20 protein-coding genes are annotated in these 24,908 nt (G+C 68.6%); 15 read left to right on the top strand and 5 right to left on the bottom strand.

The genetic code is table 11. The features are described from left to right. Nucleotides 1–379: 379 nt before the first annotated feature. Nucleotides 380–793 carry a F420-dependent biliverdin reductase gene (locus QRN63_RS11670; protein ID WP_061002402.1) on the bottom strand — a complete coding sequence of 138 codons (414 nt, stop codon included), beginning with the start codon at nucleotides 791–793 and terminating at the stop codon, nucleotides 380–382. A gap of 35 nt (nucleotides 794–828) precedes the next feature. Between QRN63_RS11670 and dprE2 the strand changes: the two genes are divergently transcribed. The 4 genes from dprE2 to QRN63_RS11650 all read left to right on the top strand — a co-directional run bounded on the left by dprE2 (nucleotide 829) and on the right by QRN63_RS11650 (nucleotide 4,344). Then, entirely contained in the window at nucleotides 829–1,587 is a 759-nt protein-coding gene (dprE2, locus tag QRN63_RS11665; protein ID WP_285030888.1) for a decaprenylphospho-beta-D-erythro-pentofuranosid-2-ulose 2-reductase, read from the top strand. 92 nt (nucleotides 1,588–1,679) lie between these two features. After that, nucleotides 1,680–2,867: a precorrin-6y C5,15-methyltransferase (decarboxylating) subunit CbiE gene (cbiE, locus tag QRN63_RS11660; protein ID WP_285030887.1), complete on the top strand. Its 1,188-nt coding sequence runs from the start codon at nucleotides 1,680–1,682 to the stop codon at nucleotides 2,865–2,867. Beyond that, nucleotides 2,864–3,619 carry a precorrin-4 C(11)-methyltransferase gene (gene cobM / locus QRN63_RS11655; protein WP_267317941.1) on the top strand — a complete coding sequence of 252 codons (756 nt, stop codon included), beginning with the start codon at nucleotides 2,864–2,866 and terminating at the stop codon, nucleotides 3,617–3,619. Before cbiE ends, cobM begins: the two co-directional genes overlap by 4 nt. After that, complete coding sequence (locus QRN63_RS11650; protein WP_285030886.1) at nucleotides 3,619–4,344, top strand: cobalt-precorrin-6A reductase; 726 nt, start codon at nucleotides 3,619–3,621, stop codon at nucleotides 4,342–4,344. Before cobM ends, QRN63_RS11650 begins: the two co-directional genes overlap by 1 nt. Here QRN63_RS11650 and QRN63_RS11645 read toward each other — a convergent pair. From QRN63_RS11645 to cobG, 4 genes are read right to left on the bottom strand one after another with little or no spacing between them, the layout of a single operon-like run. Beyond that, a complete protein-coding gene (locus QRN63_RS11645) occupies nucleotides 4,328–6,202 on the bottom strand; it encodes a hypothetical protein (RefSeq protein ID WP_285030885.1) in 1,875 nt (624 codons plus the stop codon). The genes QRN63_RS11650 and QRN63_RS11645 overlap by 17 nt on opposite strands. Nucleotides 6,203–6,230: 28 nt before the next feature. Further along, complete coding sequence (locus QRN63_RS11640) at nucleotides 6,231–7,703, bottom strand: precorrin-2 C(20)-methyltransferase (protein ID WP_267317938.1); 1,473 nt, start codon at nucleotides 7,701–7,703, stop codon at nucleotides 6,231–6,233. Next, complete coding sequence (locus QRN63_RS11635) at nucleotides 7,700–8,326, bottom strand: precorrin-8X methylmutase (RefSeq protein WP_285030883.1); 627 nt, start codon at nucleotides 8,324–8,326, stop codon at nucleotides 7,700–7,702. The genes QRN63_RS11640 and QRN63_RS11635 overlap by 4 nt, the downstream gene beginning before the upstream one ends. A gap of 9 nt (nucleotides 8,327–8,335) precedes the next feature. Beyond that, complete coding sequence (gene cobG / locus QRN63_RS11630) at nucleotides 8,336–9,457, bottom strand: precorrin-3B synthase (protein WP_285030882.1); 1,122 nt, start codon at nucleotides 9,455–9,457, stop codon at nucleotides 8,336–8,338. A gap of 411 nt (nucleotides 9,458–9,868) precedes the next feature. Between cobG and QRN63_RS11625 the strand changes: the two genes are divergently transcribed. The 11 genes from QRN63_RS11625 (at nucleotide 9,869) to QRN63_RS11575 (ending at nucleotide 24,891) form a co-directional block, all read left to right on the top strand. Further along, on the top strand, nucleotides 9,869–12,220 hold the full coding sequence (locus QRN63_RS11625) for a GGDEF domain-containing protein (RefSeq protein ID WP_285030880.1): 2,352 nt from the start codon (nucleotides 9,869–9,871) through the stop codon (nucleotides 12,218–12,220). A gap of 3 nt (nucleotides 12,221–12,223) precedes the next feature. Next, complete coding sequence (cobN, locus tag QRN63_RS11620; protein WP_285030878.1) at nucleotides 12,224–15,787, top strand: cobaltochelatase subunit CobN; 3,564 nt, start codon at nucleotides 12,224–12,226, stop codon at nucleotides 15,785–15,787. 51 nt (nucleotides 15,788–15,838) lie between these two features. Further along, nucleotides 15,839–16,753, top strand: a complete 915-nt coding sequence (locus QRN63_RS11615) for a serine/threonine-protein kinase (RefSeq protein WP_285030877.1) — start codon at nucleotides 15,839–15,841, stop codon at nucleotides 16,751–16,753. 176 nt (nucleotides 16,754–16,929) lie between these two features. Beyond that, nucleotides 16,930–18,411, top strand: coding sequence for an amino acid permease (locus QRN63_RS11610; RefSeq protein WP_267317932.1), 1,482 nt, complete (start codon nucleotides 16,930–16,932; stop codon nucleotides 18,409–18,411). A gap of 80 nt (nucleotides 18,412–18,491) precedes the next feature. Further along, nucleotides 18,492–18,875 carry a PPOX class F420-dependent oxidoreductase gene (locus QRN63_RS11605; protein ID WP_267317931.1) on the top strand — a complete coding sequence of 128 codons (384 nt, stop codon included), beginning with the start codon at nucleotides 18,492–18,494 and terminating at the stop codon, nucleotides 18,873–18,875. Further along, nucleotides 18,872–19,762, top strand: a complete 891-nt coding sequence (gene purU, locus QRN63_RS11600) for a formyltetrahydrofolate deformylase (protein ID WP_285030876.1) — start codon at nucleotides 18,872–18,874, stop codon at nucleotides 19,760–19,762. The genes QRN63_RS11605 and purU overlap by 4 nt, the downstream gene beginning before the upstream one ends. Before the next feature lie 4 nt (nucleotides 19,763–19,766). Further along, on the top strand, nucleotides 19,767–20,159 hold the full coding sequence (locus tag QRN63_RS11595; protein WP_267317929.1) for a PPOX class F420-dependent oxidoreductase: 393 nt from the start codon (nucleotides 19,767–19,769) through the stop codon (nucleotides 20,157–20,159). A gap of 34 nt (nucleotides 20,160–20,193) precedes the next feature. Next, nucleotides 20,194–20,682: an FxsA family protein gene (locus QRN63_RS11590; RefSeq protein WP_267317928.1), complete on the top strand. Its 489-nt coding sequence runs from the start codon at nucleotides 20,194–20,196 to the stop codon at nucleotides 20,680–20,682. 21 nt (nucleotides 20,683–20,703) lie between these two features. Beyond that, nucleotides 20,704–22,329 carry an amidohydrolase gene (locus QRN63_RS11585; protein ID WP_285030875.1) on the top strand — a complete coding sequence of 542 codons (1,626 nt, stop codon included), beginning with the start codon at nucleotides 20,704–20,706 and terminating at the stop codon, nucleotides 22,327–22,329. Beyond that, nucleotides 22,322–24,130 carry an apolipoprotein N-acyltransferase gene (lnt, locus tag QRN63_RS11580; protein WP_502888117.1) on the top strand — a complete coding sequence of 603 codons (1,809 nt, stop codon included), beginning with the start codon at nucleotides 22,322–22,324 and terminating at the stop codon, nucleotides 24,128–24,130. The genes QRN63_RS11585 and lnt overlap by 8 nt, the downstream gene beginning before the upstream one ends. Next, nucleotides 24,130–24,891 carry a polyprenol monophosphomannose synthase gene (locus QRN63_RS11575; protein WP_061002365.1) on the top strand — a complete coding sequence of 254 codons (762 nt, stop codon included), beginning with the start codon at nucleotides 24,130–24,132 and terminating at the stop codon, nucleotides 24,889–24,891. Before lnt ends, QRN63_RS11575 begins: the two co-directional genes overlap by 1 nt. Nucleotides 24,892–24,908 lie beyond the last annotated feature (17 nt).

Below are 24,908 nucleotides of genomic sequence, written 5' to 3'. Positions count from 1 at the left end.
GCCGACACCGGCGGCTGGACCACCACCATGGGCCCCGACGGCCGCACCCACTGGAACCCACCACCACTCTTAGATGTCGGCCAACCACGCACCAACCACCACCACCGCCCCACGCTCTACCCGACAGAGCGCGGCGACGCTGATGGCGGCGAAAGTGACAGTCCCGCAAACTGATCCGGCGTCAACGGGGCTGGATGACGCCCAGTGGCGCGGAAGCAAGCCGCGCCACAGATACCGCACGCCTGGATGTCAGCCGACCGCGGACCAGCCCACTCCGCCGCCCGGGAACCGTTATCCGCAGAGCGATTGCGTGTCGGATTGTGGGAGTCGAACCGTCACCACGATCGGCAGGTCGCCGGAGAAGAACCTGAAAAGTTGACTACGCCTCGCCGCGGTCCAGCAGCTCGCTGGAGCCGAGGACGCGCTCGACCCGGACCTCGATCACGACGCGGCGGGGGTTCACCCGCGGCGTGCGGTAGCGCTGGGCGTAGCGCAGTTCGGCGTCGCGGACATCGTCGGCGTCGTTGCTGACGGTCGACTTGCCTTCGAGGGACAGCCAGCGCGCGCCGTCGACCTGGCTGAGCACGGCGACGCCACGCTGCGCCGCGTTGAGCGCCTTCTGCGAGCCGCCGGTGGTGATGACGCGCGCGATGTGGGTCTTCGGGTCAAAGGTGAAACCGACAGCCACGACGTGCGGGGAATTGTCCGACCGCAGGGTGGTCAGCATCGCCAGATGACGCTCGGTGAGGAATGCCAGCGCGTCACTGGTGAGCCGTGTCGTTGCCTTCGCCATCGTGATCAAAAGTAGCGCAGGTGATAATCGCAGCCGTGAACGACACGGCGGATACGAGCGGCGAGGTGGTCGTCATCTTCGGCGGCCGCAGCGAGATCGGCCTGGAACTGGCCACCCGGCTGGCGCCGGGCAACACCGTGGTGCTCGCCGCGCGCCGGGCCGATCAGCTGACCGACGAGGTGCAGGCAGTCAGCGCGGCAGGCGCCGCCAAGGTGCAGACCTGCGAGTTCGATGCCGACGACCTGGCGTCGCACGCCGCGCTGGTCAGTGCGATCGAAGCCGAACACGGGCGCATCGGCACCGCGGTCCTGGCCTTCGGTGTCCTCGGTGACCAGGCCCGGGCCGAAGACGACGCCGCGCACGCGGTGGCTGTCGTACACACCGACTACGTGGCCCAGGTGAACCTGCTGACCCTGCTCACACAGCGCATGCGCGCCGCTGGTCGAGGACGGCTGGTGGTGTTCTCCTCGATCGCCGGGGCGCGGGTCCGCCGGGCCAACTACGTCTACGGGTCGGCCAAGGCGGGCCTGGACGGCTTCGCCTGCGGGTTGGCCGATGCGCTGCACGGCACGGGCATCCACTTGCTCATCGTGCGGCCCGGCTTCGTGATCGGCCGGATGACCGAGGGCATGGACCCGGCACCGATGTCGAGCACGCCGGCGCAGGTCGCCGAGGCTGCCGCGGCGGCGCTGCGTAAGGGCAAGTCCGCCGTGTGGGTACCGTGGGGTATCCGGCCGCTGATCTTTGCGACTCGTTTTGTGCCGAAGGCGATCTGGCGGAAGATGCCGCGATGAGCGCTTGCGCGAAGAGCCGGGGACACAGATGAGCGCTTGCGTGAAGAGCCGGGGACACAGATGAGCGCTTGCGTGAAGAGCCGAGGACACAGATGACCGGGAACGGAGGCAGGATCACCGTCGTCGGTATCGGTGCCGATGGCATGGCCGGGCTCGGCCGTGCCGCCCGCGACGAACTACTCAGCGCCACAGTCATTTTCGGCGGTCCTCGGCAACTGGACCTGCTGGACGCGGACGTCACCGCCGAGCGCCGGGCGTGGCCGTCACCGATGCTGGCGGCGCTGCCGACGTTGTTCGACGGGCTGGGGGACGTCCACGCGGTGGCCTCCGGCGACCCGATGCTCCACGGCATCGGTGCCACCCTGAGCCGGCTGTTCGGTCGCCATCGCGTGACGGTAGTGCCGCACGTGTCCTCGGTGACCCTGGCGTGCGCGCGACTGGGCTGGAGCGTCCAGGACACCGAGGTCATCAGCCTCGTCAATGCCGCACCCCACACCGCGCTGCGGCCAGGCGGGCAGGCGGTCGTGCTGTCCAAGGGCGCCGACACCCCGCGGGCACTGGCCCGGCTGCTCACCGAAACCCGGCGCGGCCATTCGGAATTCACCGTCCTGGAACAGCTCGGCGGCGCGGCTGAACGTATCACCACCATGACTGCCCAGGAGTGGGACACCCAGGCCCCGCATGTCGACGCGCTCAATGTCATTGCCGTGCGGTACGTCCCCGACCTGCGTATCGGGGCGGTGTTGGCGGACAGCGCCTTCGACCACGACGGGCAGATCACCAAACAGACCATTCGCGCGCTGGTGCTGACCGCGCTGCAGCCGCACCCCGGCCGGGTGCTGTGGGACATCGGTTCGGGGTCGGGCAGCATCGCGATCGAATGGTGCCGGGCGTCGGGTGGCCGGGCTGTTGCGTTCGAACGCGACGACGCGCGCCGCGAGCGGATCGTCAAAAACGTCACCAAGTTCGGCGTCACCGTGGACGTGCGCGGCGCGGCGCCGGACGGGTTCCAGGACGTGCCAGGCCCGGACGCCATCTTCATCGGTGGCGGGCTGACCCAGCCGGGGCTGTTCGACGCCTGCTTCGACGCGCTCGAATCCGGCGGCCGGCTGGTCGCCAATGCGGTGACAGCAGAATCGGAAGCCTTTGTGGTGCAGCTCTATTCAAAGCTGGGTGGCGACCTTCGCCGTTTCCAGCACTATCACGGCGAACCGATCGGCGGCTTCACCGGTTGGCGCCCGGCATTGCCGATAACCCAGTGGACGGTGGTCAAGGAATGACGGTGTACTTCATCGGCGCGGGGCCCGGCGCCGCCGATCTCATCACCGTGCGCGGGCAGCGGCTGCTGCGGTCATGCCAGGTCTGCCTGTACGCCGGATCGATCATGCCCGACGACCTCCTTGCGGAATGCCCGCCGGATGCGCGCGTCGTCGACACCGGACCGCTCAACCTCGAGCAGATCATCGGCGAGTTGGTCGCCGCGCACGAGGCGGGACTCGACGTGGCACGGCTGCACTCGGGGGACCCCTCGATCTACAGCGCGGTGGCGGAGCAGTGCCGTCGGCTGAACGAGCTTGGCATCGACTATGAAATCGTCCCTGGCGTACCGGCTTTCGCCGCAGCTGCGGCGGCGCTCGGGCGTGAGCTCACGGTCCCCGGCGTGGCCCAGACCGTCACGCTGTCCCGGGTGGCGACGCTGTCGACCGCGATGCCCGACGGCGAGGATTTGGTGGCCCTGTCCAAGCCCGGCGCCACCCTGGTGCTGCACCTGGCGGCCGCGCAGATCGACAACATCGTCCCGCAGCTGCTCGAGGGCGGGTACTGTCCGGAAACCCCGTGCGCCGTGGTGGCTTTCGTCAGCTGGCCGACCGAACAGGTCATCACGTGCGCGCTGTCCGAGCTGGCCGAGCGGACCAAGGCGGCGGGTATCACCAAGACGGCGGTGATCTTCGTCGGAGATGCCCTGGGCGCTCAGGGTTTTGCAGAGAGTTACCTGTATTCCAGCGGCCGCCGCCGCGGGGCCACCCACTGATGAAGCTGCTGCTCCTGGGCGGCACGTCCGAGGCGCGGGCACTGGCCAAGCGGCTGCACCCCGACGTCGAGCTGATCAGTTCCCTGGCCGGCCGCGTCCCCGACCCGGCGCTGCCGGTCGGCCCGGTTCGGATCGGCGGCTTCGGTGGCGTCGACGGCCTGCGAACGTACCTGCAGGACAACGAGATCACCGCCGTCGTCGATGCCACGCACCCGTTCGCCGCCAACATCACCGCCAATGCCGCCCAGGCCTGCGCCGGCCTGCGGCTGCCACACCTGGTCCTGGCCCGGCCGGCCTGGCCGCACGGTGACGCCATCGTGGTGGCCGATGACCGCCAGGCCGCACAGACCGTCGAAGATCATGGCTACCAACGGGTCTTCCTCACCACGGGACGCTCGGGCACGCCGGCTTTCCGTGCATCCGACGCGTGGTTCCTGATCCGCGCCGTCACGCCGCCGGAGGCCGACACCCTGCCGCCACATCACCACATCCTGCTGTCCCGCGGCCCGTACGACTATGACAACGAGTTGACGCTGCTGCGTGACCACCGCATCGACGCCCTGGTCACGAAGAACAGCGGCGGTGGCATGACGCGCGCGAAGTTGGACGCTGCCGCGGCGCTGAAGATTCCGGTAATCATGGTCGACCGGCCGGCGCTGCCGGGCGCCGTGGTGACAGCCGCCACCGTCGACGATGCCGAAGCGTGGGTCAGGGCGCGCCGATGAGGCGCTGGAGTTCGTCCCAGGCGGCCTGCCGGTGCGCTTCCGCATCGTCGCGGAGCTGACGGACCTTGTCGCCCTGCTCGGTGCTGCGGTCCCGTAGCGCCTCCAGGTCCACGATGAGCCGGCGTCGCAGCTCGCCTTCCGGCCCGTCGGTACCGAGCACGTTGAGCTGCTCCGAGATTCGGCTCTGCGCCTCGTAGTCACCCGAGCGCGCGGCCTGGACCTGATCGGCGCTCGACTCCAGCCGCTCTGCGGCCGCCCACTTGTCCAGGACATCGCCGAGCGCGGTGATGGTGGCCTCGTCGAGGGACCGGTCGGCCAGCCACTCCTCGAGTTGGCCCGGTGCAAGGTGCTCGTAGTCGATCTCGCTCGACAGCGGCCAGCTCTCCAGCACCGTGGCTTCGACGGCCTCGTGGCCCGGCGCGGTGACGGTGATCCGGTGGTTGGTCCCGTCGTCGGCAATCGCGGTGACGTTGTCCCGCGGCTCGACGCGGCGCCCGTGAACGCGGGGGAGTTCGAAGATCACGTCGGCCGGTTCGGCATGGTCGTTCTCGACCCGCAGTGTGTGGAGTCTCTCGCGGCGCTGTTCGTGTACCAGGGCGGCGCGGGCAAGGCGGATGCGGGCGGTGACGTCGCTGACCGTCGAGGTGTGCCGGCAGTGCACCGCAAGGTCTTTCGCGAACGGCAGCCGCACCTTCGCGTCGCGCGCGGTGAAGGGCACCATCGCTTCACCGGCATAGGAGTCCTGCTCGTAGATGACGGCAGGGCCCTCCTCGAGCACGATGCCCGCGGTGTTGGTGAAGACGAGCACGATCTCGGGGGAGTGGTCACCGCCGGTCCAGACCAACTCGCGCCGGACACCGTCGACGGCCTGTACCGCCAGCGGGATCATCGAAGCGCCGCCGCGCTTGAGCGACACCGAAGTACTCAGCCGGTACTCGAAATACTCACCGCGGTCCGCAGTTTCGACATCGTCGACGGCATCGGCATACGCATCGAAATAGCCCGCGCCGGCAGGAGCGGGCAGTGCCATCGACACCGCCGCAGCCGGAGATCGGGTCTTCGCCGCGGCGATCACCGGTGTCGCGCCGCGGCGGCTCTCCTCGACGACCTCCCGACGCGCGTGCTTGCTCTCGTACAGGTCGATATCGAAGGAGACCGGTTCGCCGGTGGTCAGGGTCAACGCGATGTCGGTGAGGTCTTCGTCGACCGGGTTGTGCACGATGCCCATCGCGGTCAGTACCAGCGAGTCACCGTCGCGCACCAGGCGGTACGACAGCCGCCACAGCGGAGCCGGCACCACATAGGACACCTGCACGTTCCCGCTGCCCCGAACCTGCACGCCCAGCTGGCAGTACTGGCCCGCCGTCAGCGCGCGGGACCGGTCCAGCAGATACTCGAGGTTGTCGCGCGACGGTCCCTCCGCCAACGTCACGGCGGCGACGTCGGCGAGTTCGATCAGGCTGACCGAGCCGGCGTCGGTGCGCAGGACCAGCACCTGTCGATACTTCGCGGATTCATCGACCCCGATCACCTCGCCCCGATGCCGGGTGCCGCCACAGTCGACTTCGACGGTCCGGCCCCGCAGCCCGTCGAACAGTCCGCGCAGCGCGTTGCCGGACTCGATCTGGACCCCACGGCCACCAAGTTGGGTGTGCGGGTCGGTCGGGGTGTCGAACGACACCGCCCCGACGGCCAGTTCGGTACCGGTGCCCGTCACCGAAAGCGACTTCAGCACGTCCTTCATCTGGGCGTGGCGGAACGTCAGGGCGAAGTCACCGTCGACCGGGCCACTGCGTTCGACCAGCGCCATGCCGTGCTTGTACATGACCAGGCGCCTGACTCGAGGGCTTTCGCTCATGTCCGGAAACCCTAGTGGCCCAACCGAATCAGTGGGGGTAATACCGCGGGGTGAACACCCGGTCGCCCTCAGGGGTGGTGTGCCACACCGTCTGCGACGACCCGATGATCAGCAGGCAGCGCATGTCGATCTCGGCCGGCTTGAGGTCGGCCAGCCGCACCACCTGCACCGATTCGTTCGGTCCGGCGACGTCGCGACCGATGATGACGGGGGTGTTCGGATCCCGGTATTCCAGCAGCAGATCCTGCATGGCGGCGACCTGCCAGGTGCGGGTCTTCGACGCCGGGTTGTAGATCGCGAGCACCATGTCGGCGCGGGCGGCGGCAGTGATCCGTGCGGCGATGATGTCCCACGGCTTGAGCCGGTCGGACAGCGAGATCACCGCATAGTCGTGACCGAGGGGTGCGCCGACCCGGCTGGCCACGGCCTGCGCGGCGGTCATCGCCGGGATCACCCGGACGTCGACGCCCGGCCATTGCCGCGCCTCCTCGAGTACGGCGGTCGCCATCGCGAACACGCCGGGGTCACCTGAGGACACCACGGCGACCGTCCGGCCCTGCTGGGCCAGCTTGCAGGCCAGCTCGGCGCGGGCGCGTTCGTCGGTGTTGTCGCTCGGGTGCCGCTGCTGGCCGGGACGCTCGGGCACACGGTCCAGATACGGTCCGTAGCCGATCAGGTCGGTGGCGGCCGCCAGCTCGCGACGGGTCTGGGTCGTCGTCCACTCCGGGTCGCCCGGGCCGAGCCCGACCACGACAACACTTCCGCCGCTGCCGCCGTCACGACGTGAACCCGGCAGGATCGCGATGGAGAAGTAGGGCACCGTCGTCTCGTCGACGTCGGCGGCCGGCAGCACCCGCTGCGCCTCGGTGCTGGCGCGCTCCACGTAGAACGCCTCGTCCAGCCGTCCGGCCGACGAAAGTGCCTGCCGCACAGCCGGGTACGAGCGGCCCAACTTCATCACGACTGCGGCGTCGGTGTCGGCCAGGCGGCGCTGCAGCTCGCCGGCCGGCAGCGTGCCGGGCAGGATGGTGAGGACCTGTTCGCCCTGCACCAACGGCGTCGAGATCGCCGCCGACGCGGCGCTCACCGATGTCACGCCCGGCACGATGACGGCGTGGAACCGTTCGGTGAGCCGTGTGTGCATGTGCATGTACGAGCTGTAGAACAGCGGGTCGCCCTCGGCCAGCAGCGCGACGTTGCGGCCCGCCGCCAGGTGGGTGGCGATGCGCTCGGCGGCCTCGGTGTAGAAGTCCTCGATGGCGCCGTTGTATCCACCCGGGTGTGACGTGGTCTCGGTCGTCACGGGGTAGACGAGGTGCTCCTCGATCTGGCCGGGCCGCAGATACGGTTCGGCGATGCGGCGCGCGATGCTGTGGCCGTGCCGCGCGCTGTGGTAAGCCACCACATCGGCCTCCCCGATCAGGCGCGCGGCCTTGACCGTCACCAGCTCCGGGTCACCGGGGCCCAGGCCGACGCCATACAAGGTGCCCAGGGCGTTCATTCTCGATCACTCGCAATCGCATTCACCGCGGCGGCAGCCATGGCGCTACCGCCACGCCGCCCCGTCACCACCAGATAATCCATGCCGCGCGGCCGCGCGATCAGTTCGTCCTTCGACTGCGCCGAGCCGACGAAGCCCACGGGACCGCCCAGCACCGCGGCGGGCACCGGTGCACCCTCGTCCAGCAGCTCCAGCAGCCGGAACAGCGCGGTCGGCGCGTTGCCGATGGCCAGCACGGCACCGCCGAGCCGGTCGGCCCACAGGTCGACGGCGGCCGCGGACCGCGTGCTGCCCAGCTTCTCGGCCATCGCGGGCGCACCCGGGTCGGCGACCAGTGACACCACTTGGTTGTCCGCTGGCAGGCGTGAGCGCGTGATGCCCGCCGCCACCATCGACGAGTCGCACAGGATCGGGGCACCGGCGGCCAGTGCCGCGTGCGTGCGGGTCACCACGTCGTCGGTGTAGGCGACGTGCTCGGTGACGTCGACCTGGCCGCAGGTGTGGATCAGCCGGACGACGACGCGCGACACGTCGTCGGGAAATCGCGCCAGATCCGCCTCGGCGCGGATGGTCGCGAACGACTGCCGGTAGATCTCCGCAGCGTCGCGGACGTAGTCGAGCACGCGATAACCCTACGGGTGGCGCGGTTCGTACCCCGAGTTGGTCGCCACCAGCACTTCGCCGACGGCCGGACTGCCGCACGCGCGCTCGCAGCCGACGAAATGCCGGCGGCCGCCCGGTTCGCCCGACTCCGCGGCCGCGGCGGCGTCACTGCGGACATCGGTCAGTGACTTGGCACACCCCGGGCTGCCGGTGCAGGAGCTGATCGACAGCCACGGGGAGTGCTCGTCGAAGATCAGGCCCATGGGCGCCAGCACCCGCAGGGAGGTGTCGGCGATGCCCTCTTCGAGGTCACAGATCAGTAACGAGCGCCATGGCGTGACCACCACGGGGGCGGTGATCGCTGCCACAAACTCGGCGGTACGGGCCTGCAGCACACCCAGCGGGACAGCGGCGCCCAAGGTGATCCGGCCATCGTCCTGCGTGATCCAGCCGACGGGCGGGGCGTCGACCGCCGGCCACGTCATGCCCGACGGCGCGCTGGGCCGTAGTCCGGCGCCGGCCAGAAGTTCGTCGGTGCTGTCCAGTTCGCTTGTCCGCCAGCGGTTCCCGCGAATTCTCAGAAAGGCGCCGGCCAGGTTCAGCAGCGTGTCGGCGGCCCGTACGGCGGGGATGCGCACCCCGGTGTCGCGGCCCGCCACCAGCACGGCGGCAGTGTCGGGTGAGGTGAGATGGGTGCTCGCATCAGGGGCCAGGCCCGAGATATCTCCGCGGCCGTCATCGATCCCGAACCAGAACCTGCCGGGCAGTTCGGCCAGGTCAGGGCGGTTTTGCAAGCCGGAATCGAGGTCGTGCACGGCGGCCCGGACGTCGCCCAGCCCGCCACTGCGGCCCGACAGCGGGGACGCCACGATGTTGCGGACGCGCTCGTGCGTGGTCGAGGGCAGCAGACCCGCCGCCCGGACCGCCGTGGCCAGCCCCGCGGCGTCGTGGATCCCGCGGACCTGGATGTTGCCGCGCGAGGTCAGTTCCATTGCCGGCGAACCGAATTCGGGTGCGGCGAGGGCCAGCGCCTCCAGTTGCGCAGCGGTGATCATGCCGCCGGCCAGGCGGATGCGGGCCAGGCTCCCGTCGGCCGCCTGGTGCACCTGCAGGGCGCCGGGGCAGGCGTCGTCGTCACGGCTGCGAATCACTTTGTCCACGTTACGTTGTGCCGCAAATAGTGAAGCAGGTCACTGCCGTTTCCGGCCTGTTCCGTGCCTTACAAGTCCCTTGTTTTCGACCCGCCGGCCCGTACCGTGGGATGCGAACTTCCGCTTGCTACACCGCATTCGGATGACATAAGGAGGGACGCAATGTCGGATTTCGCTCTGTACGTTGGTGGCGTCTTCGCTCTCATCGTCGCCGCGGGCCTGCCCTACCAGGGCAAGACGTGGTACCAGCGCTGGGAGACCAACCAGCGCTGATCCCAGCGACGCAGAAAGACCGCCGGCGGGCGGGTTGCACAGCAACCCGCCCGCCGTTGCTTTTTCCGCACCCCGGTTCGGTTCGATCGGCGCAGGCCGCGACGTAGGCTGCTGGCCAGGTAGGCCGTCGCGAAGGGGGTGGCGCAGTCCGTGTGGTCGGCGATGGTCAACGGCATTCGCTTCAGCGAACCCCTCGAGTCCGAGTTCCGATCGAGCTTCAACCAGTTGGGCCGCAAATCCCGCCACGAGATGTGGGCCGTCCTGCTGATCGTGATCACGGCGGTCATTGCCTTCCACCACACCCTGCTGCGGGTGCCGCCCGAAGTCATGCCGCTGGGGCGTTCCCTACTCCTGGCGGTCGTCGTGCCCATGGTGCTGCGTTGGCTCAGCGGAGACCGCAGCCCACTGCAGCGCTGGTCGTCGCTGCTCTACATCGCGTCGGTATACATCGATGTCGCCTGCCTGATGGTGCTGCGCATCGCGTGCATCCGGCATGGTCTCGACGTCGTGCCACTCGTCATGCCCGCCGGGATTCTGATGACTCTCATCATCGTGCAGATCCGCTTCGCGCTCCTGGTTCCGGCGATTCTGGCCGGACTTGCCGGGATCGTGGTGACCGAGCTCTCGGCGTTCGAGCCCACGAGCAACGAGTTGTTCGACATCACCGCGTCGACCGCGATGGTGACGGTCGCGCTCAGCGTGGCCTACGAACTTGAACGGTCGACCCGTACCGGGTGGCTGCGCGCCCGCACGCTCGACCGCCTGACCCGTACCGACTCGCTGACCGGAGTGCCGAACCGGCGCTACTTCGACGAACAGCTCACGAGGGTGGCGCAGGCCGCGCAGCGCACAGACCAGGGCCTGGCCGTGCTGGTGCTCGACGTCGACGACTTCAAGGCCTTCAACGACCGCAACGGTCACCTGGTCGGTGATGACTGCCTGCGCCGGGTCGGTGCCTATCTGGGTGGGTCCTTGAGCGGCGCGGATGAGTTCTGCGCCCGCCTCGGTGGCGAGGAGTTCGTCGCGGTGTGGTGTGCGACGGGCGCGGCCACCATGGCAACCCGCGCCGAGGAGATCCGGTCCGGAATCGCGGCTCTCGCGATCGGGCACGGCGAAGACGGGCGCGTCGTCACCGCTTCGGCCGGCCTGGCGCACGATCCCGAGCCCGACCCGGCCAATACCAGCTCCGTCGAGCTGCTGCGTCGCGCGGATTCGGCGCTCTACCGGGCCAAGCGGGACGGCCGCGACCGCCTCGTCGTCGCAGACCCGCAGCTGCCCGCCGCGGCGAGCCGTGACCGGAACCGGCGTGGTGCGACGGTCCCGGCCCGGCCGGGCGGCGAGCCGCGGCCGATCCCGACGCACGATCAGGAAGCGGAGTTCCAGAAGCTGTACGACCGGCAGGGGCGCATCTCGCGGGCCGCGATCATGCTCGGTCTGGACGCTGTCTGCATCGCGATGTTGTCGTCGTACAAGACCGTGCTCAAGATGCCGCCCGAATCACAGGCGCTGGGCGTGTACACGCTGGTCTACGGGATCATGCCGATGGCGACGCTGGCCGCGGTGACCGCCTTGGTGCCCCGGCTCTACCGGTTCTCCGCTCTCGCGTACGTCGCGGCCGTCGGCGTCATCACCAGTGCACAGATGTACGAGCGGGTGATCCAGCTGCCGCAGGGCTACGACGTTGTGCCGTACCTGATGCCCACGGCGGTGCTGCTGAGCCTGTGCGTGGTGAAGATCCGGTTCCGGCTGCTGGCGCCTTCGGTACTGGCGATTCTGCTGTGGGTCTCGGCGCTCGAGCTGTGGGTGTTCCCGTGGACCAGCAACAGGTTGCTCACCGTGGGCACGTCGATCTTCATGGTCGCCGTCACCCTGCGGTTCTCCTACAAGCTCGAGCAGTCGGTGCGGCTGGCGTGGCTCGATGAGCGGAAACTGGACGAACTCACCAGGACTGACCCGCTGACCGGGTTGGCCAACCGGCGGTCCTTCGACGAGGCGCTCGACGAGCTCGAAGCAGCGGCGGAGATCCGGTACGCGGCGCTGATGGTGCTCGACGTGGACGATTTCAAGGGCTTCAACGATCGGTACGGCCACCCGGCGGGCGACGATGCGTTACGCGCGATCGGCACCTGGTTGCTGCGCGCCACGGTCGACAAGGACGTCGTGGTGGCGCGGGTCGGGGGCGAGGAGTTCGCGGCGCTGTGGCGCGGTCCCGACAACAGTGACGGCACCGGGACGCGGAGCGCCGAAGAACTGCGCAGCGGCATCGCCGCGCTGGGCCCGCTCGCGGGTACGCCCACGACGCTGACCGCCTCGGCGGGATTCGCCGAGATGTCACGGTCGGACCGCACCCCGGCGGGCGGTTTTGCCCGCGAACTTCTGGCCCGCGCCGACCGGGCCGTCTACGAGGCCAAAGACCGGGGCCGAAACCGGCTGGTCGAGGCGCCGTCCGACACCGCAGAGCAGTCGGCATCGCCCGTGCGGTACGAATAGTCGGTGCCGACCGTACTGCTGCTCTCGACGTCCGACACCGATCTGATCACCGCCCGCGCCAGCGGGGCCGAGTACCGGTGGGCCAATCCGTCCCGGTTGATCGACGGTGAACTGGCGGACCTCCTGGCCGGTGCGGACCTCGCGGTCGTCCGGGTGTTGGGCGGTTATCGCACCTGGCAGGACGACATCGACACCGTCGTGGCCGGCGGTATCCCGACCGTGGTGCTGTCGGGGGAGCAGACCCCCGATGCCGACCTGATGAGTCACTCGACCGTCCCGGCCGGCGTCGCGCTCCAGGCGCACATCTATCTGGCGCAGGGTGGCGTGAGCAACCTGGTCAATCTGCATTCTTTCCTGTCGGACACGGTCCTCATGACCGGGTTCGGATTCGGTGAGCCCGAATCGGCCCCGAGCTGGGGGCTGCTGGACCGGCAAACCGACGCGACCGGACCGACCGTCGCGGTGCTCTACTACCGCGCCCAGCAGCTGGCCGGCAACACCGCCTACATCGACGCGTTGTGCGGGGCCATCGAGGAGGCCGGTGGCCGTCCGCTCCCGATCTTCTGCGCGTCGCTGCGGACCGCCGAGCCAGAGCTCATCGAGCTGCTCGGCACGGCTGACGCCCTCATCACGACGGTGCTTGCGGCCGGTGGCGCGACCCCGGCCACCGCGAGCGCAGGCGGCGATGACGACAACTGGAACGTCGCGCATCTAGCCGCCCTCGACATCCCCATCCTGCAGGGCCTGTGCCTCACCAGCTCGCGCGCGCAATGGGACGAGAACGACGACGGGCTGACGCCGCTGGACGTCGCGTCGCAGGTGGCGGTGCCGGAGTTCGACGGCCGCATCATCACCGTCCCGTTCTCGTTCAAGGAGATCGACAGCGAAGGCCTGATCTCGTACGTCGCCGACCCCGAGCGCTGCGAGCGGGTGGCGCGGCTGGCCGTCCGCCACGCCCGGCTGAAGTACATCGCGCCCGCCGACAAGCGCGTCGCGCTGGTGTTCTCGGCGTACCCGACCAAGCACGCCCGCATCGGCAACGCCGTCGGCCTCGACACGCCCGCCAGCGCGGTGGCACTGCTGCGCGCCATGCGCGACGCCGGCTACCGCATCGGCGATATCCCCGGCGTCGACGCCGAAGACGGGGATGCCCTGATCCACGCGATGATCGAGAAGGGCGGCCAGGACCCCGACTGGCTCAGCACGGAAGCGCTGGAAGCCAACCCTGTCCGGGTGTCGGCCAAGGACTACCGGGCGTGGTTCGCGAGGCTGCCCTCCGCGTTGACGGATGCCGTCACCGAACACTGGGGTGCGGCGCCCGGTGAGCTGTTCGTCGACCGATCGCAGAACCCAGACGGCGAAATCGTCATCGCCGCAATGGTTTCCGACAACATCGTGTTGATCGTCCAGCCGCCCCGCGGCTTCGGTGAGAACCCCGTCGCGATCTACCACGACCCCGACCTGCCGCCCAGCCACCACTACCTGGCGGCCTACCACTGGATCAACAAGCATTTCGGTGCCGACGTGATGATCCACCTGGGCAAGCACGGCAACCTGGAATGGCTGCCGGGCAAGACCCTCGGCATGTCCGCGGCGTGCGGCACCGACGCCGCACTCGGCGACCTGCCGCTGGTGTACCCGTTCCTGGTCAACGATCCCGGCGAAGGCACGCAGGCCAAGCGCCGGGCGCACGCGGTGCTGGTCGACCACCTGATCCCGCCGATGGCCCGCGCCGAGACCTACGGCGACATCGCCCGCCTGGAACAGCTGCTCGATGAGCACTCGAACATCTCGGCGCTGGACCCCGGCAAGCTGCCGGCCATCCGTCAGCAGATCTGGACGCTGATGCGCGCCGCCAAGATGGACCACGACCTGGGGCTGGAGGACCGGCCCGACGAGGACGTGTTCGACGACATGCTGCTGCACGTCGATGGCTGGCTGTGCGAGATCAAGGACGTCCAGATCCGTGACGGTCTGCACATCCTGGGTCAGGCGCCGGCCGGCGAGGCCGAACTCGATTTGGTGCTCGCCATCCTGCGGGCGCGCCAGCTGTTCGGCGGCGAGCAGTCGGTGCCGGGGCTGCGGGAGGCGTTGGGGCTGGCGGAGGACGGCTCTGCCGCACGCGAAGCCGTCGATGCCGCGGAGAATCAGGCCCGCGAGTTGGTGGCCAAGCTGCAGGCGTCGGGTTGGGATGCCGCCGCGGTGGACGGCATCACCGACAACGCCGAGGTCGCCAAGGTGCTTCGGTTCGCCGCCACCGAGGTGGTGCCGCGGCTGCGTGGCACCGACCGCGAGATCGACCAGATCCTGCACGCGCTCGGCGGCGGGTTCATCGCGGCCGGCCCGTCGGGCTCACCGCTGCGCGGGCTGGTGAACGTGCTGCCCACGGGCCGCAACTTCTACTCCGTCGACCCCAAGGCCGTGCCGTCGAAGCTGGCGTGGGAAACCGGTGTGGCAATGGCGGATTCGCTGCTGGAGCGCTACCGCACCGACTACGGCCGCTGGCCCGAGTCCGTCGGGCTCTCGGTGTGGGGCACCTCGGCCATGCGCACCGCCGGCGACGACATCGCCGAAGTGCTTGCGCTGCTGGGCGTTCGGCCCATCTGGGACGACGCGTCGCGCCGCGTCGTCGGGCTGGAGCCCATCGCGCCGGCCGAGCTGGGCCGCCCGCGCATCGACGTCACCGTCCGCATCTCGGGCTTCTTCCGCGACGCCTTCCCACACGTGGTGACCATGCTCGACGACGCCGTGCAGCTCGTGGCCGGGCTCGATGAGCCGGCCGAGGACAACTACGTCCGCGCCCACTCGCAAGCCGACATCGCCGATCACGGCGACCAACGGCGGGCCACCACAAGGATTTTCGGCTCCAAGCCAGGAACCTACGGCGCCGGCCTGCTGCAGCTCATCGACAGCCGCAACTGGCGCGACGACGCCGACCTGGCCCAGGTGTACACCGCGTGGGGTGGCTTCGCGTACGGCCGCGACCTCGACGGCGCCCCGGCCACCGACGACATGAACCGGGCCTACCGGCGAATCTCGGTGGCGGCCAAGAACACCGACACCCGCGAGCATGACATCGCCGACTCCGATGACTACTTCCAGTACCACGGCGGCATGGTCGCGACCGTCCGGGCGCTCACCGGCAAAGACCCGGCCGCGTACATCGGCGACAACACCCGACCCGACGCCGTCCGCACCCGCACGCTGTCGGAGGAGACCACGCGCGTGTTCCGGGCCCGCGTCGTCAACCCGCGCTGGATGAGCGCCATGCGCCGGCACGGCTACAAGGGGGCCTTCGAGATGGCGGCCACCGTCGACTACCTGTTCGGGTATGACGCCACGGCGGGTGTCATGGCCGACTGGATGTACGAGCAGCTGACGCAGAGTTACGTGCTCGATCCGGAGAACCGGAAGTTCATGAGCGAGTCCAACCCGTGGGCGCTGCACGGCATGGCCGAGCGGCTCCTGGAGGCGGCGGGCCGCGGCATGTGGTCCGCTCCCGAATCCGAAACCCTGGACGGGCTCAAGCAGGTGCTGCTGGAGACCGAAGGGGAGTTGGAGGGGTAGCCGGGAGCTCCTTGGCCGGAGAAATCCGACGCCCGCAGGTATCCTGGCTCGGTGTTCGAGATCGGTGCGGTGGTCGCCGATTACGTCGTCGAAGGACTTCTCGGCAGCGGTAGTAGCGCCGACGTATATCGGGCTCGCCTGCCGGCGGATTCAGTTCCGGTGGCGCTGAAGGTATTTCACGACAAGAACGCCGATGACCGGGCGGCCTGGCGGCTGAACCGGGAGTTCACCATCGCCTCCCGACTGCGGCATCCCCACATTGTGGCGATGTATGAGCACGGAGCGCTGCGGGTTGGCGGCGGCGTGGACGAAGACGGTGCGAAACCCACCAGGCTGTGGCTGTCCATGCAGTACGTCGACGGTCCCGAGTCGACGGTGTTGATACCCGGGCCGGACGATGAGCCGGATGTCGATGTGATCGTTCGGGTGTCGGCACAGATTGCCTCGGCGTTGGACTATGCGCATCAGATGGACGTGATACATCGGGATGTCAAGCCCGCCAACATCTTACTGAGCGCCGATCTGCGCTCGGCGTTCCTGACCGACTTCGGCATCGCGCAGTTGCTGGACGATGCAAAACCGCTGGCCCGCAATGGCCGGGTCCGGGGGTCGATCGCCTACGCGGCTCCGGAACTCCTTGCGGCTCAGCAATTGTCGCCGCAAACGGATGTCTACGCGTTGGCCTGCAGCATGCTCGAGTGGCTGACCGGTCTGCCGCCGTATCCACGCAACACCACGTTCGCCATTACCCATGCCCATCTGTGCGAAGAGGTGCCGAAGCTCACGGCACGCCGCCCCTGGTTGCCCACTGCGCTGAATTCAGTGTTCGCGAAGGCACTCGCGAAAGATCCGTCTGCGCGCTATGACTCGTGCGCCGAGTTCGTCGCCATCGTCGCGAAGATATTGCGGGATGTACCGGTGCCGGGGCGGCGTCGCCGGCGATGGCCGGCGTGGGTGCGTCGCTGAAATCTATGGTTCACCCAGTTTTTACAGCCTGAGCCGACGCGTGCGGAGCATCCGACTTACTGTTTTCGTGGGGCCACACGCGGGAGTCCCAGGGTAGTGATTGGTCGGCCTCCTCTCGTGCGGCCGACATCGATGCGGCCCAGCAACAGGACCCATCCGACGCCGACGGGAACCGAATGACCACTGAATCAACGAGTTACGACAATTCGGCGCTTGCGCACGAAGACGAGGGTTATCACAAAGCTCTCAAGCCGCGCCAGATCCAGATGATCGCCATCGGTGGCGCCATCGGTACCGGTCTGTTCATGGGTGCAGGCAGTCGTCTGCACTCGGCCGGGCCGGGCCTGTTCCTGGTGTATGCCGTCTGTGGTGTCTTCGTCTTCTTCATCTTGCGGGCCCTCGGTGAACTCGTGCTACACCGACCCTCCTCTGGTTCGTTCGTGTCATACGCACGCGAATTCTTCGGTGAGAAAACAGCTTTCGTAACCGGTTGGCTCTACTTCTTCAACTGGGCGGCCACCTCGATCGTCGATGTCACCGCGGTTGCGCTGTATATGCACTACTGGGGCATGTTCAAGGCGGTACCGCAATGGTTGATCGCGCTCATCGCGCTGGGCATCGTGGTGACCCTGAACATGATCTCGGTGAAGCTCTTCGGTGAAATGGAATTCTGGGCCTCGATCATCAAGGTCGCCGCGCTGGTCACATTCCTGGTGGTCGGCATCGTCTTCCTCGGTGGTCGTTTCGAAATCGAAGGCAAGTCAACCGGATTCGGCGTCATCGGTGACAACGGCGGACTGTTCCCGACCGGCCTGTTCTCGTTGGTCGTAGTCACCACAGGTGTCATCTTCGCCTATGCCGCAGTCGAACTCGTCGGCATCGCGGCGGGGGAGACCGAAGAGCCGGCCAAAGTGATGCCGCGGGCGATCAACTCCGTCGTCGCGCGCATTGCGATCTTCTACGTCGGCTCGCTGATCCTGCTGGCTCTTCTGCTGCCGTATACCGCATACCACAAGGGTGAAAGTCCTTTCGTGACCTTCTTTTCCAAGGTCGGCGTGCCCGCGGCCGGCGGCATCATGAACATGGTGGTGCTCACTGCCGCGATGTCCAGCCTCAACGCCGGCTTGTACTCAACTGGCCGCGTGCTGCGCTCGATGGCGATGAACGGCAGCGGCCCTGCGTTCACCGCGAAGATGAACCGGAACGGCGTGCCATTCGGCGGGATCGCGCTGACCGCCGTCCTTACCCTGCTGGGCGTCATCCTCAACCTGTTCGTGCCCGAAGACGCATTCAACATCGCGCTCGACCTCGCGGCGATCGGCATCATCTTCACCTGGGGCATGATCGTCGCCTGCCAGATTCAGCTGTACCGCTGGGAAGCCAAGGGCATCGTGCAGCGGCCCAGCTTCCGGCTGCCCGGTACTCCGTACACCAGCTATGCGACGCTGCTGTTCCTCGTCGCGGTCACTGCGTTGATGTGTTACGAGAACCACTGGAATCTGATCGCCATCATCGCGCTGGTCCCGTTGCTGACCGGCGGCTGGTACGCGGTCCGGGGCAATGTGCTGGCCATCGCGGCCAAGCGGGTCGGATACACCGGCGAGTACCCGGTGATTCCGCAGCCACCCATCCCCACCCCGCCGCACGACAAGACGTAACGCAGTGAGGGTCGGCACGCATCTGCTCCGGCGGACAGCCTGGCCCTCACGCTCGTTGTTCACGCACTAGCCTGATGGCCATGGCCCTCACCTTCGCCGATGTCGCCACCGCGAACTACATCCTGCTGACCACCTTCACCAAGGACGGTCGCCCGAAGCCCACCGCCGTCTGGGCGGTCCCCGACGGTGACCGGCTGCTGGTCATCTCCGAGGCCAAGGCCTGGAAGGTCAAGCGGATTCGGAACACCCCGCGCGTGACGGTCGCCAAGTGCGACATGCGCGGCAACCCGAAGAGCGAGGCTGTCGAGGCGACGGCAGCCATTTTGGACAAGTCGCAGCTCGGCACCGTCTACGACGGCATCGGCAAGCGCTACGGGCTGATCGGCAAGGCGTTCAACTTCGTCTCCAAGCTGCGCGGCGGCATGGAGAACAACGTGGCTCTGGAGCTCCGGGCCGCACAGTGACTCAATTCCCTGCCGGCGCGCCGAAGCTGCCGCGCCACAAGGACATCGGGCGGTTGCTGCTGAACTGTCCGGACCGTCGCGGTGTCATCGCCGCGGTGTCGACGTTCCTGACCCGCGCGGGCGCCAACATCATCTCGCTGGACCAGCACTCGACAGCTCCGGAAGGCGGCACCTTCCTGCAGCGCACCGTCTTCCACCTGCCGGGGCTGGCCGCCGCCCAGCCCGACCTGGAGTGCGAATTCCAGTCAGTGGCAGATGAATTCGACATGGACTACCGGTTCACCGATGCGTCCAAACCCAAGCGCGTGGCGATCATGGCGTCGACCGCCGACCACTGCCTGCTCGATCTGCTGTGGCGCAACCGCCGCGGCGAACTCGACATGACCGTGGTCATGGTGATCTCCAACCACGCCGACCTGGCCGAGCAGGTCCGCGCGTTCGGGGTGCCGTTCGTGCACATCCCGGCCAGCCGCGACATCCGGGAGCAGGCCGAGCAGCGCCAGCTGGAGCTGCTCAAGGGCAACGTCGATCTGGTGGTGCTGGCGCGGTACATGCAGATCATCACCCCGGAGTTCCTCGAGGCCATCGAGTGTCCACTGATCAACATCCACCATTCGTTCCTGCCGGCATTCGTCGGTGCCACGCCCTACCGGCGGGCCAAGGAGCGCGGTGTGAAGCTCGTCGGCGCCACCGCGCACTACGTGACCAAGGACCTGGACGAGGGCCCGATCATCGAGCAGGACGTGGTGCGTGTCGACCACACCCACAGCGTCGAGGAGTTGGTGCGCCTCGGCGCCGACGTGGAACGCGCGGTGCTGTCCCGGGCCGTCCTGTGGCACTGCCAGGACCGGATCCTGCGCCACGGCAACGAAACCGTGGTGTTCTAGAGCCATGGCACCGACATTCGAAGACGTGTACCGCGAGAAGTACCTGCTGCTGACCACCTTCACGAAGGACGGACGGCCCAAACCGACTCCGGTCTGGGGCGTGCCGCACGAAGGCAAGCTGCTCATCAGCACCGACGAGGGTTCATGGAAGACCAAGCGGATCAAGAACACGCCGCGGGTGACGATCCAGAAGTGCGGCGCGCTGGGCAAGATCAAGGGTGAACCGGTCGAGGCCATCGCCCGCAACCTGCCTAAATCCGAGACCAAGCGCGTCTTCGACATGGTGACCAGGCGCTACTGGTGGCACGCCTGGTGGTGGATCCCGCAGGCCATCATCCGCGGCGGTGTCGAGAAGGTGCACGCAGCCATCGAGGTCGAGCCGCTTCCCGGCGGCTAGGAACCAACTCCGGCGTTTCGGCGTTGTCCAGTGCATGGCGATGCGACTGTTTCTGGTTTATGCCCTGGTCGAGGTCGCGGTGCTGGCAGCCCTGGCCTCGACCATCGGTGTGGCGTGGACATTGCTGGCGCTGCTGGCCACTTTTGCCGCCGGCCTGGCCATCGCGGGCGCGCAGGTCACCCGGCATTTCAGCAGGTTGTCCGAGGCGCTGAGCGCGCGATCCGCCGACCCGACGCTGGCCACCGACAGTCTGCTGGTGGCACTCGGCACGGTCCTGGTCGTCGTGCCCGGGCTGGCCAGCTCGGTGCTCGGCGCGCTCATGCTGGTGCCGTTCACCCGGCGCGCGGTGCGGCCTGCGGCCAACGCCGTACTCGGCCGTCGGCTCACCCCGATGGACTTCCCGACCCAGGTGATCTACATCAACCACGACGAGCGCTACCGCGGTCGCGGCGAGTACATCGACGGCGAAGTGATCGAGGTCATCGACAGCTCACCGGTCGCTGTGCACCGGCACGCCGGCTGAACGGACTAACCTGTCACCTTCGTGACCACCTTTGCGACGACGCTGCTGCTGGGCGGTCGTATCCACAGCCCCGCGGCGCCCGACGCCACTGCGATCGCGATCCGCGACGGAGTGGTGGCCTGGCTCGGTTCCGATGACGTGGGCCGGGCGCTGCACCCGGATGCCACCGTCGTCGATCTCGAGGGCGCGTTCGTGGCCCCGGCGTTCGTCGACAGCCACGTGCATCTGACCGCCACCGGGCTCACCGAGGTCGGACTCGACCTCCGTCCCGCGACCTCGCTGCCGCACCTGCTGACCTTGCTGGCCGACCACGCCGCGCAGCATCCGGACGGCGTCATCTGGGGCCACGGCTGGGACGAATCCGGCTGGCCGGAGCGCGTCATCCCGGCCACGGCCGACCTCGACGGCGTGCTCGGCGGACGGCCTGCCTACCTGGCCCGGGTCGACGTGCACTCGGCCGTCGCGACGACCGGCCTGCGGCAGCTGGTGCCCGGGCTTGCCGACACCGCGGGCTTCTCCGCGCAGGGACCGCTGACCGCCGACGCCCACCACAGAGTGCGGGCCGCGGCCCGCACTCTGCTCAGCGCGACGCAACGCCGCGACGCCCAGCGCGCCGCGCTCGACCTGGCCGCCCGCAACGGCATCGTCGCCGTGCACGAGTGCGCGGGCCCCGAGATCGGCGGTCTCGACGACTGGGCGGACCTGCGCGCCACCGAACACGGCGTCGACATCGTCGGCTACTGGGGCGAGGCCGTCGAAAACGCGGCCGCTGCCCGCGACCTGATGGCCGCCACCGGGGCCCAGGGCCTGGCCGGTGACCTCTTCATCGACGGCGCGCTGGGCTCCCGCACCGCCTGGCTGCAGCAGCCGTATCTCGACGGACCCAGCTGCTCACCCACCTGTGGCAACACCTACCTGGACACCGACGCCGTGACCGCACATCTGCTGGCCTGCACCGAGGCCGGTATCACGGCCGGCTTCCACGTCATCGGCGACGCCGCGGTCGCCACCGTCGTCGAAGCGCTGGACCGGACCGTGGCCGCGTTCGGGGCACCCGCGGTGGCGCGCTGCGGGCACCGGCTGGAGCACCTCGAGATGGTGGACGCGGAACAGGCGCGCAAGCTCGGCGCCTGGGGCGTGGTCGCCAGCATGCAGCCGAATTTCGACGCGCTGTGGGGCGGCGCCGACGGCATGTACGCCCAGCGTCTCGGTGTCGATCGAGCGCGGGGTTTGAACCCGTTCGCGCTGTTAGCATCGCAAGGCGTGCCCCTCGCCTTCGGTTCGGACAGTCCCGTCACCAGCATCAATCCCTGGGAATCGGTGCGCGCGGCCATCAGTCACCGGACGGCGGGCAGTGCCATCTCGGCGCGGTCGGCGTTCCTGGCGGCCAGCCGCGGCGCCTGGCGGGCCGGCGGCGTCCGCGACGGTTTGACCGGGACGCTGGTGCCGGGGGCCGTCGCGTCGTACGCCGTGTGGCAGGTCCCCGGCGGTGCCGACGCCCTGGACGTCACCGCTCCGGCCGACGCCGTCCAGCGCTGGTCGACCGATCCGCGGTCACGGGTACCGGCACTGCCCCCATTGGGACCCGACGACGAGCTGCCGACCTGCCTGCAGACCGTGCACCGCGGTGAGCTGATCCATGGCTGAGGACACCGAAGAGGTACAGGACGAAGTAGCGGACGAGGCCCAGGCCGAGGCCCAAACCGAGGCCCAAACCGAGGCCGAGCCGGAAACTCCCGACGCACCCGGAGAGCCGCAGGGACCCGGCCGCGGAGCGCGGATGCTCACGGCCCTGCGACGGTTCTTCGAGCCTCGATTGATCCGGCTGGCCGCGGCCGTCGTCGCCGGCCTGCTGCTGTGCGCGAGCTTCCCGCCGTTCGATCTCTGGTACCTGGCGTTCCCCGCGCTGGCGTTGCTGGCGTGGGTGCTGGTTGACGAACGCACCACGCCCGCAGGCGGTTTCGGCTACGGCATGCTGACCGGGATGGTGTTCTACGTGCTGCTGCTGCCGTGGATCAGCAACTTCGTCGGCCCGGTCCCTTGGCTGATGCTGGCCGCCCTGGAGGCGTTCTTCACCGGGGTGTTCGGCCTGACCGCGGTCGTCGTGCGGCGCCTGCCGGCCTGGCCCCTGTGGTTCGCCGCGCTCTGGGTAGCGGCCGAATGGCTCAAGTCGACGGTGCCGTTCGGCGGCTTCCCGTGGGGCGTCGTCGCCTTCGGCCAGACCGACGGCCCACTGCTGCCGCTCGCGCAGCTCGGCGGTGCGCCACTGGTGTCGTTCGCGGTGGCGCTCATCGGTTTCAGCGCGACAGCCATCGTGCTCGAGGCGGTCGGGCACTGGCGCCACGATCACCGCACGGGCGCCGCGGCGCCGCCGGAGGTCTTCATCCCGGGCATCTGTATCGCCGTGGTCCTGCTGGGCACCGTGCTGGCCTGGCCGCACGTCCGCAAGGCCGGCGCCGGTGCGGGCGATGACCCCGCGATCAACGTCGCCGCCGTCCAGGGCAACGTGCCGCGGCTCGGCCTGGACTTCAACGCCCAGCGCCGCGCAGTCCTCGACAACCACGTCCGCGAAACCAAGCAGCTGGCGGAGGATGTCCGAGCCGGCCGCGCGCTGCAACCGACCGTGGTGATCTGGCCGGAGAACTCGTCGGACATCGACCCGCTGGTCAACGCCGACGCCGCGGAACTGATCTCGGCCGCGTCGTCGGCGATCCACGCGCCGATCCTGGTGGGCACCGTTTTGTCGGCGCCGGAGTACACGCCGGAGCATCCGGTGACCACCAACTCGGTGATCGTGTGGAACGGCACCGACGGGCCGGGGGAGCGCCACGACAAGGCCATCGTGCAGCCGTTCGGTGAGTACCTGCCCTGGCGGAGCTTCTTCCGGCTGCTGTCGCCGTATGCCGATCGGGCCGGCTACTTCGTACCGGGCAACGGCACCGGCGTGGTCACCGCCGCGGGTGTGCCGATCGGGGTGACGACCTGCTGGGAGGTCATTTTCGACCGTGCTGCCCGGCAGTCGGTACTGAACGGCGCGCAGTTGCTGGCGGTGCCCGCGAACAACGCGACGTTCGACGAACCGATGAGCGTCCAGCAGTTGGCGTTCGCCCGGCTGCGTGCCGTCGAACACGATCGGTACGTCGTTGTCGCAGGCACGACGGGCATCAGTGCGGTGGTCGCGCCGAACGGCCAGGTCCTCGAGCGCACCGAGTTCTTCCAGCCCGGTTATCTGGACCGCCAGGTGCGGTTGAAGACCGATCTGACCCTCGCCACGAGGTGGGGACCGCTCATCAACGGGGTGCTGATCGGGGTCGGCGTTTCGGCTCTTCTGGCAGCCATGTTGCACAATAGGAACCTCGTGCGCCGTCGCCAGGCGGCTGCCGAACATCAGGACGGCAGCGCAGCCGGCTCTGACACCGACACCGAAACCGAGAACGAACAGGGGTAATGACCATGGGCGAGGACCGTCCGAGTCAGCGCACGCTGGTCATCATTCCGACCTACAACGAGCGCGAGAACCTGCCGTTGATCGTCGGCCGGGTGCACGCCGCCCGTCCGGACGTCCACGTGCTCGTCGTCGACGACGACAGCCCCGACGGCACCGGTCAGCTGGCCGACGAGCTGGCGCTGGCCGATCCCGACCGCGTGCATGTCATGCACCGCGCCGGCAAGGGCGGTCTTGGCGCCGCGTACCTCGCCGGGTTCGCCTGGGGCCTGGGCCGCGGCTACAGCGTGCTGGTCGAGATGGATGCCGACGGCAGCCACGCGCCCGAAGAGCTGTACCGGCTGCTGGACGCCGTCGACGCCGGCGCCGACCTGGCAATCGGGTCGCGGTACGTCCCTGGCGGCGCCATCCGCAACTGGCCGCGCCGCCGGCTCGTCCTGTCGCGCACGGCGAACACCTATGCCCGGGTGCTGCTGGGCGTCAAGATCCACGACATCACAGCCGGCTACCGCGCCTACCGGCATGACGTGCTGGAGAAGATCGGCCTCGACGATGTCGATTCGAAGGGCTACTGCTTCCAGATCGACCTGACCTGGCGTGCCATCAACGCGGGCTTCACCGTCGTCGAGGTGCCCATCACCTTCACCGAACGTGAACTGGGTGTGTCGAAGATGAGCGGGTCGAACATCCGCGAGGCCATGTCGCAGGTGGCAAAGTGGGGCATCCGCGGCCGGCTGGACCGGGCCCGCGGCGTCGTCCGCTAGAGACACCAGCCATAAGC

The sequence above is a fragment of the Mycolicibacterium sp. lyk4-40-TYG-92 genome, assembly GCF_030209435.1.
In the GTDB taxonomy this organism is placed as follows: domain Bacteria; phylum Actinomycetota; class Actinomycetes; order Mycobacteriales; family Mycobacteriaceae; genus Mycobacterium.
Note: the sequence above shows the minus strand (reverse complement) of the source record. Positions and strands in the feature narration are given on the sequence as shown.

What these genes read in the sequence shown, in the direction of transcription:
- QRN63_RS11670 (WP_061002402.1), bottom strand. Translation starts at nt 793, where the DNA reads ATGGCGAAGGCAACGACACGGCTCACCAGTGACGCGCTGGCATTCCTC.
- cobM (WP_267317941.1), top strand. Translation starts at nt 2,864, where the DNA reads ATGACGGTGTACTTCATCGGCGCGGGGCCCGGCGCCGCCGATCTCATC.
- QRN63_RS11610 (WP_267317932.1), top strand. Translation starts at nt 16,930, where the DNA reads ATGACCACTGAATCAACGAGTTACGACAATTCGGCGCTTGCGCACGAA.
- cbiE (WP_285030887.1), top strand. Translation starts at nt 1,680, where the DNA reads ATGACCGGGAACGGAGGCAGGATCACCGTCGTCGGTATCGGTGCCGAT.
- QRN63_RS11605 (WP_267317931.1), top strand. Translation starts at nt 18,492, where the DNA reads ATGGCCCTCACCTTCGCCGATGTCGCCACCGCGAACTACATCCTGCTG.
- QRN63_RS11640 (WP_267317938.1), bottom strand. Translation starts at nt 7,703, where the DNA reads ATGAACGCCCTGGGCACCTTGTATGGCGTCGGCCTGGGCCCCGGTGAC.
- QRN63_RS11590 (WP_267317928.1), top strand. Translation starts at nt 20,194, where the DNA reads ATGGCGATGCGACTGTTTCTGGTTTATGCCCTGGTCGAGGTCGCGGTG.
- lnt (WP_502888117.1), top strand. Translation starts at nt 22,322, where the DNA reads ATGGCTGAGGACACCGAAGAGGTACAGGACGAAGTAGCGGACGAGGCC.
- QRN63_RS11595 (WP_267317929.1), top strand. Translation starts at nt 19,767, where the DNA reads ATGGCACCGACATTCGAAGACGTGTACCGCGAGAAGTACCTGCTGCTG.
- QRN63_RS11575 (WP_061002365.1), top strand. Translation starts at nt 24,130, where the DNA reads ATGACCATGGGCGAGGACCGTCCGAGTCAGCGCACGCTGGTCATCATT.
- QRN63_RS11650 (WP_285030886.1), top strand. Translation starts at nt 3,619, where the DNA reads ATGAAGCTGCTGCTCCTGGGCGGCACGTCCGAGGCGCGGGCACTGGCC.
- QRN63_RS11645 (WP_285030885.1), bottom strand. Translation starts at nt 6,202, where the DNA reads ATGAGCGAAAGCCCTCGAGTCAGGCGCCTGGTCATGTACAAGCACGGC.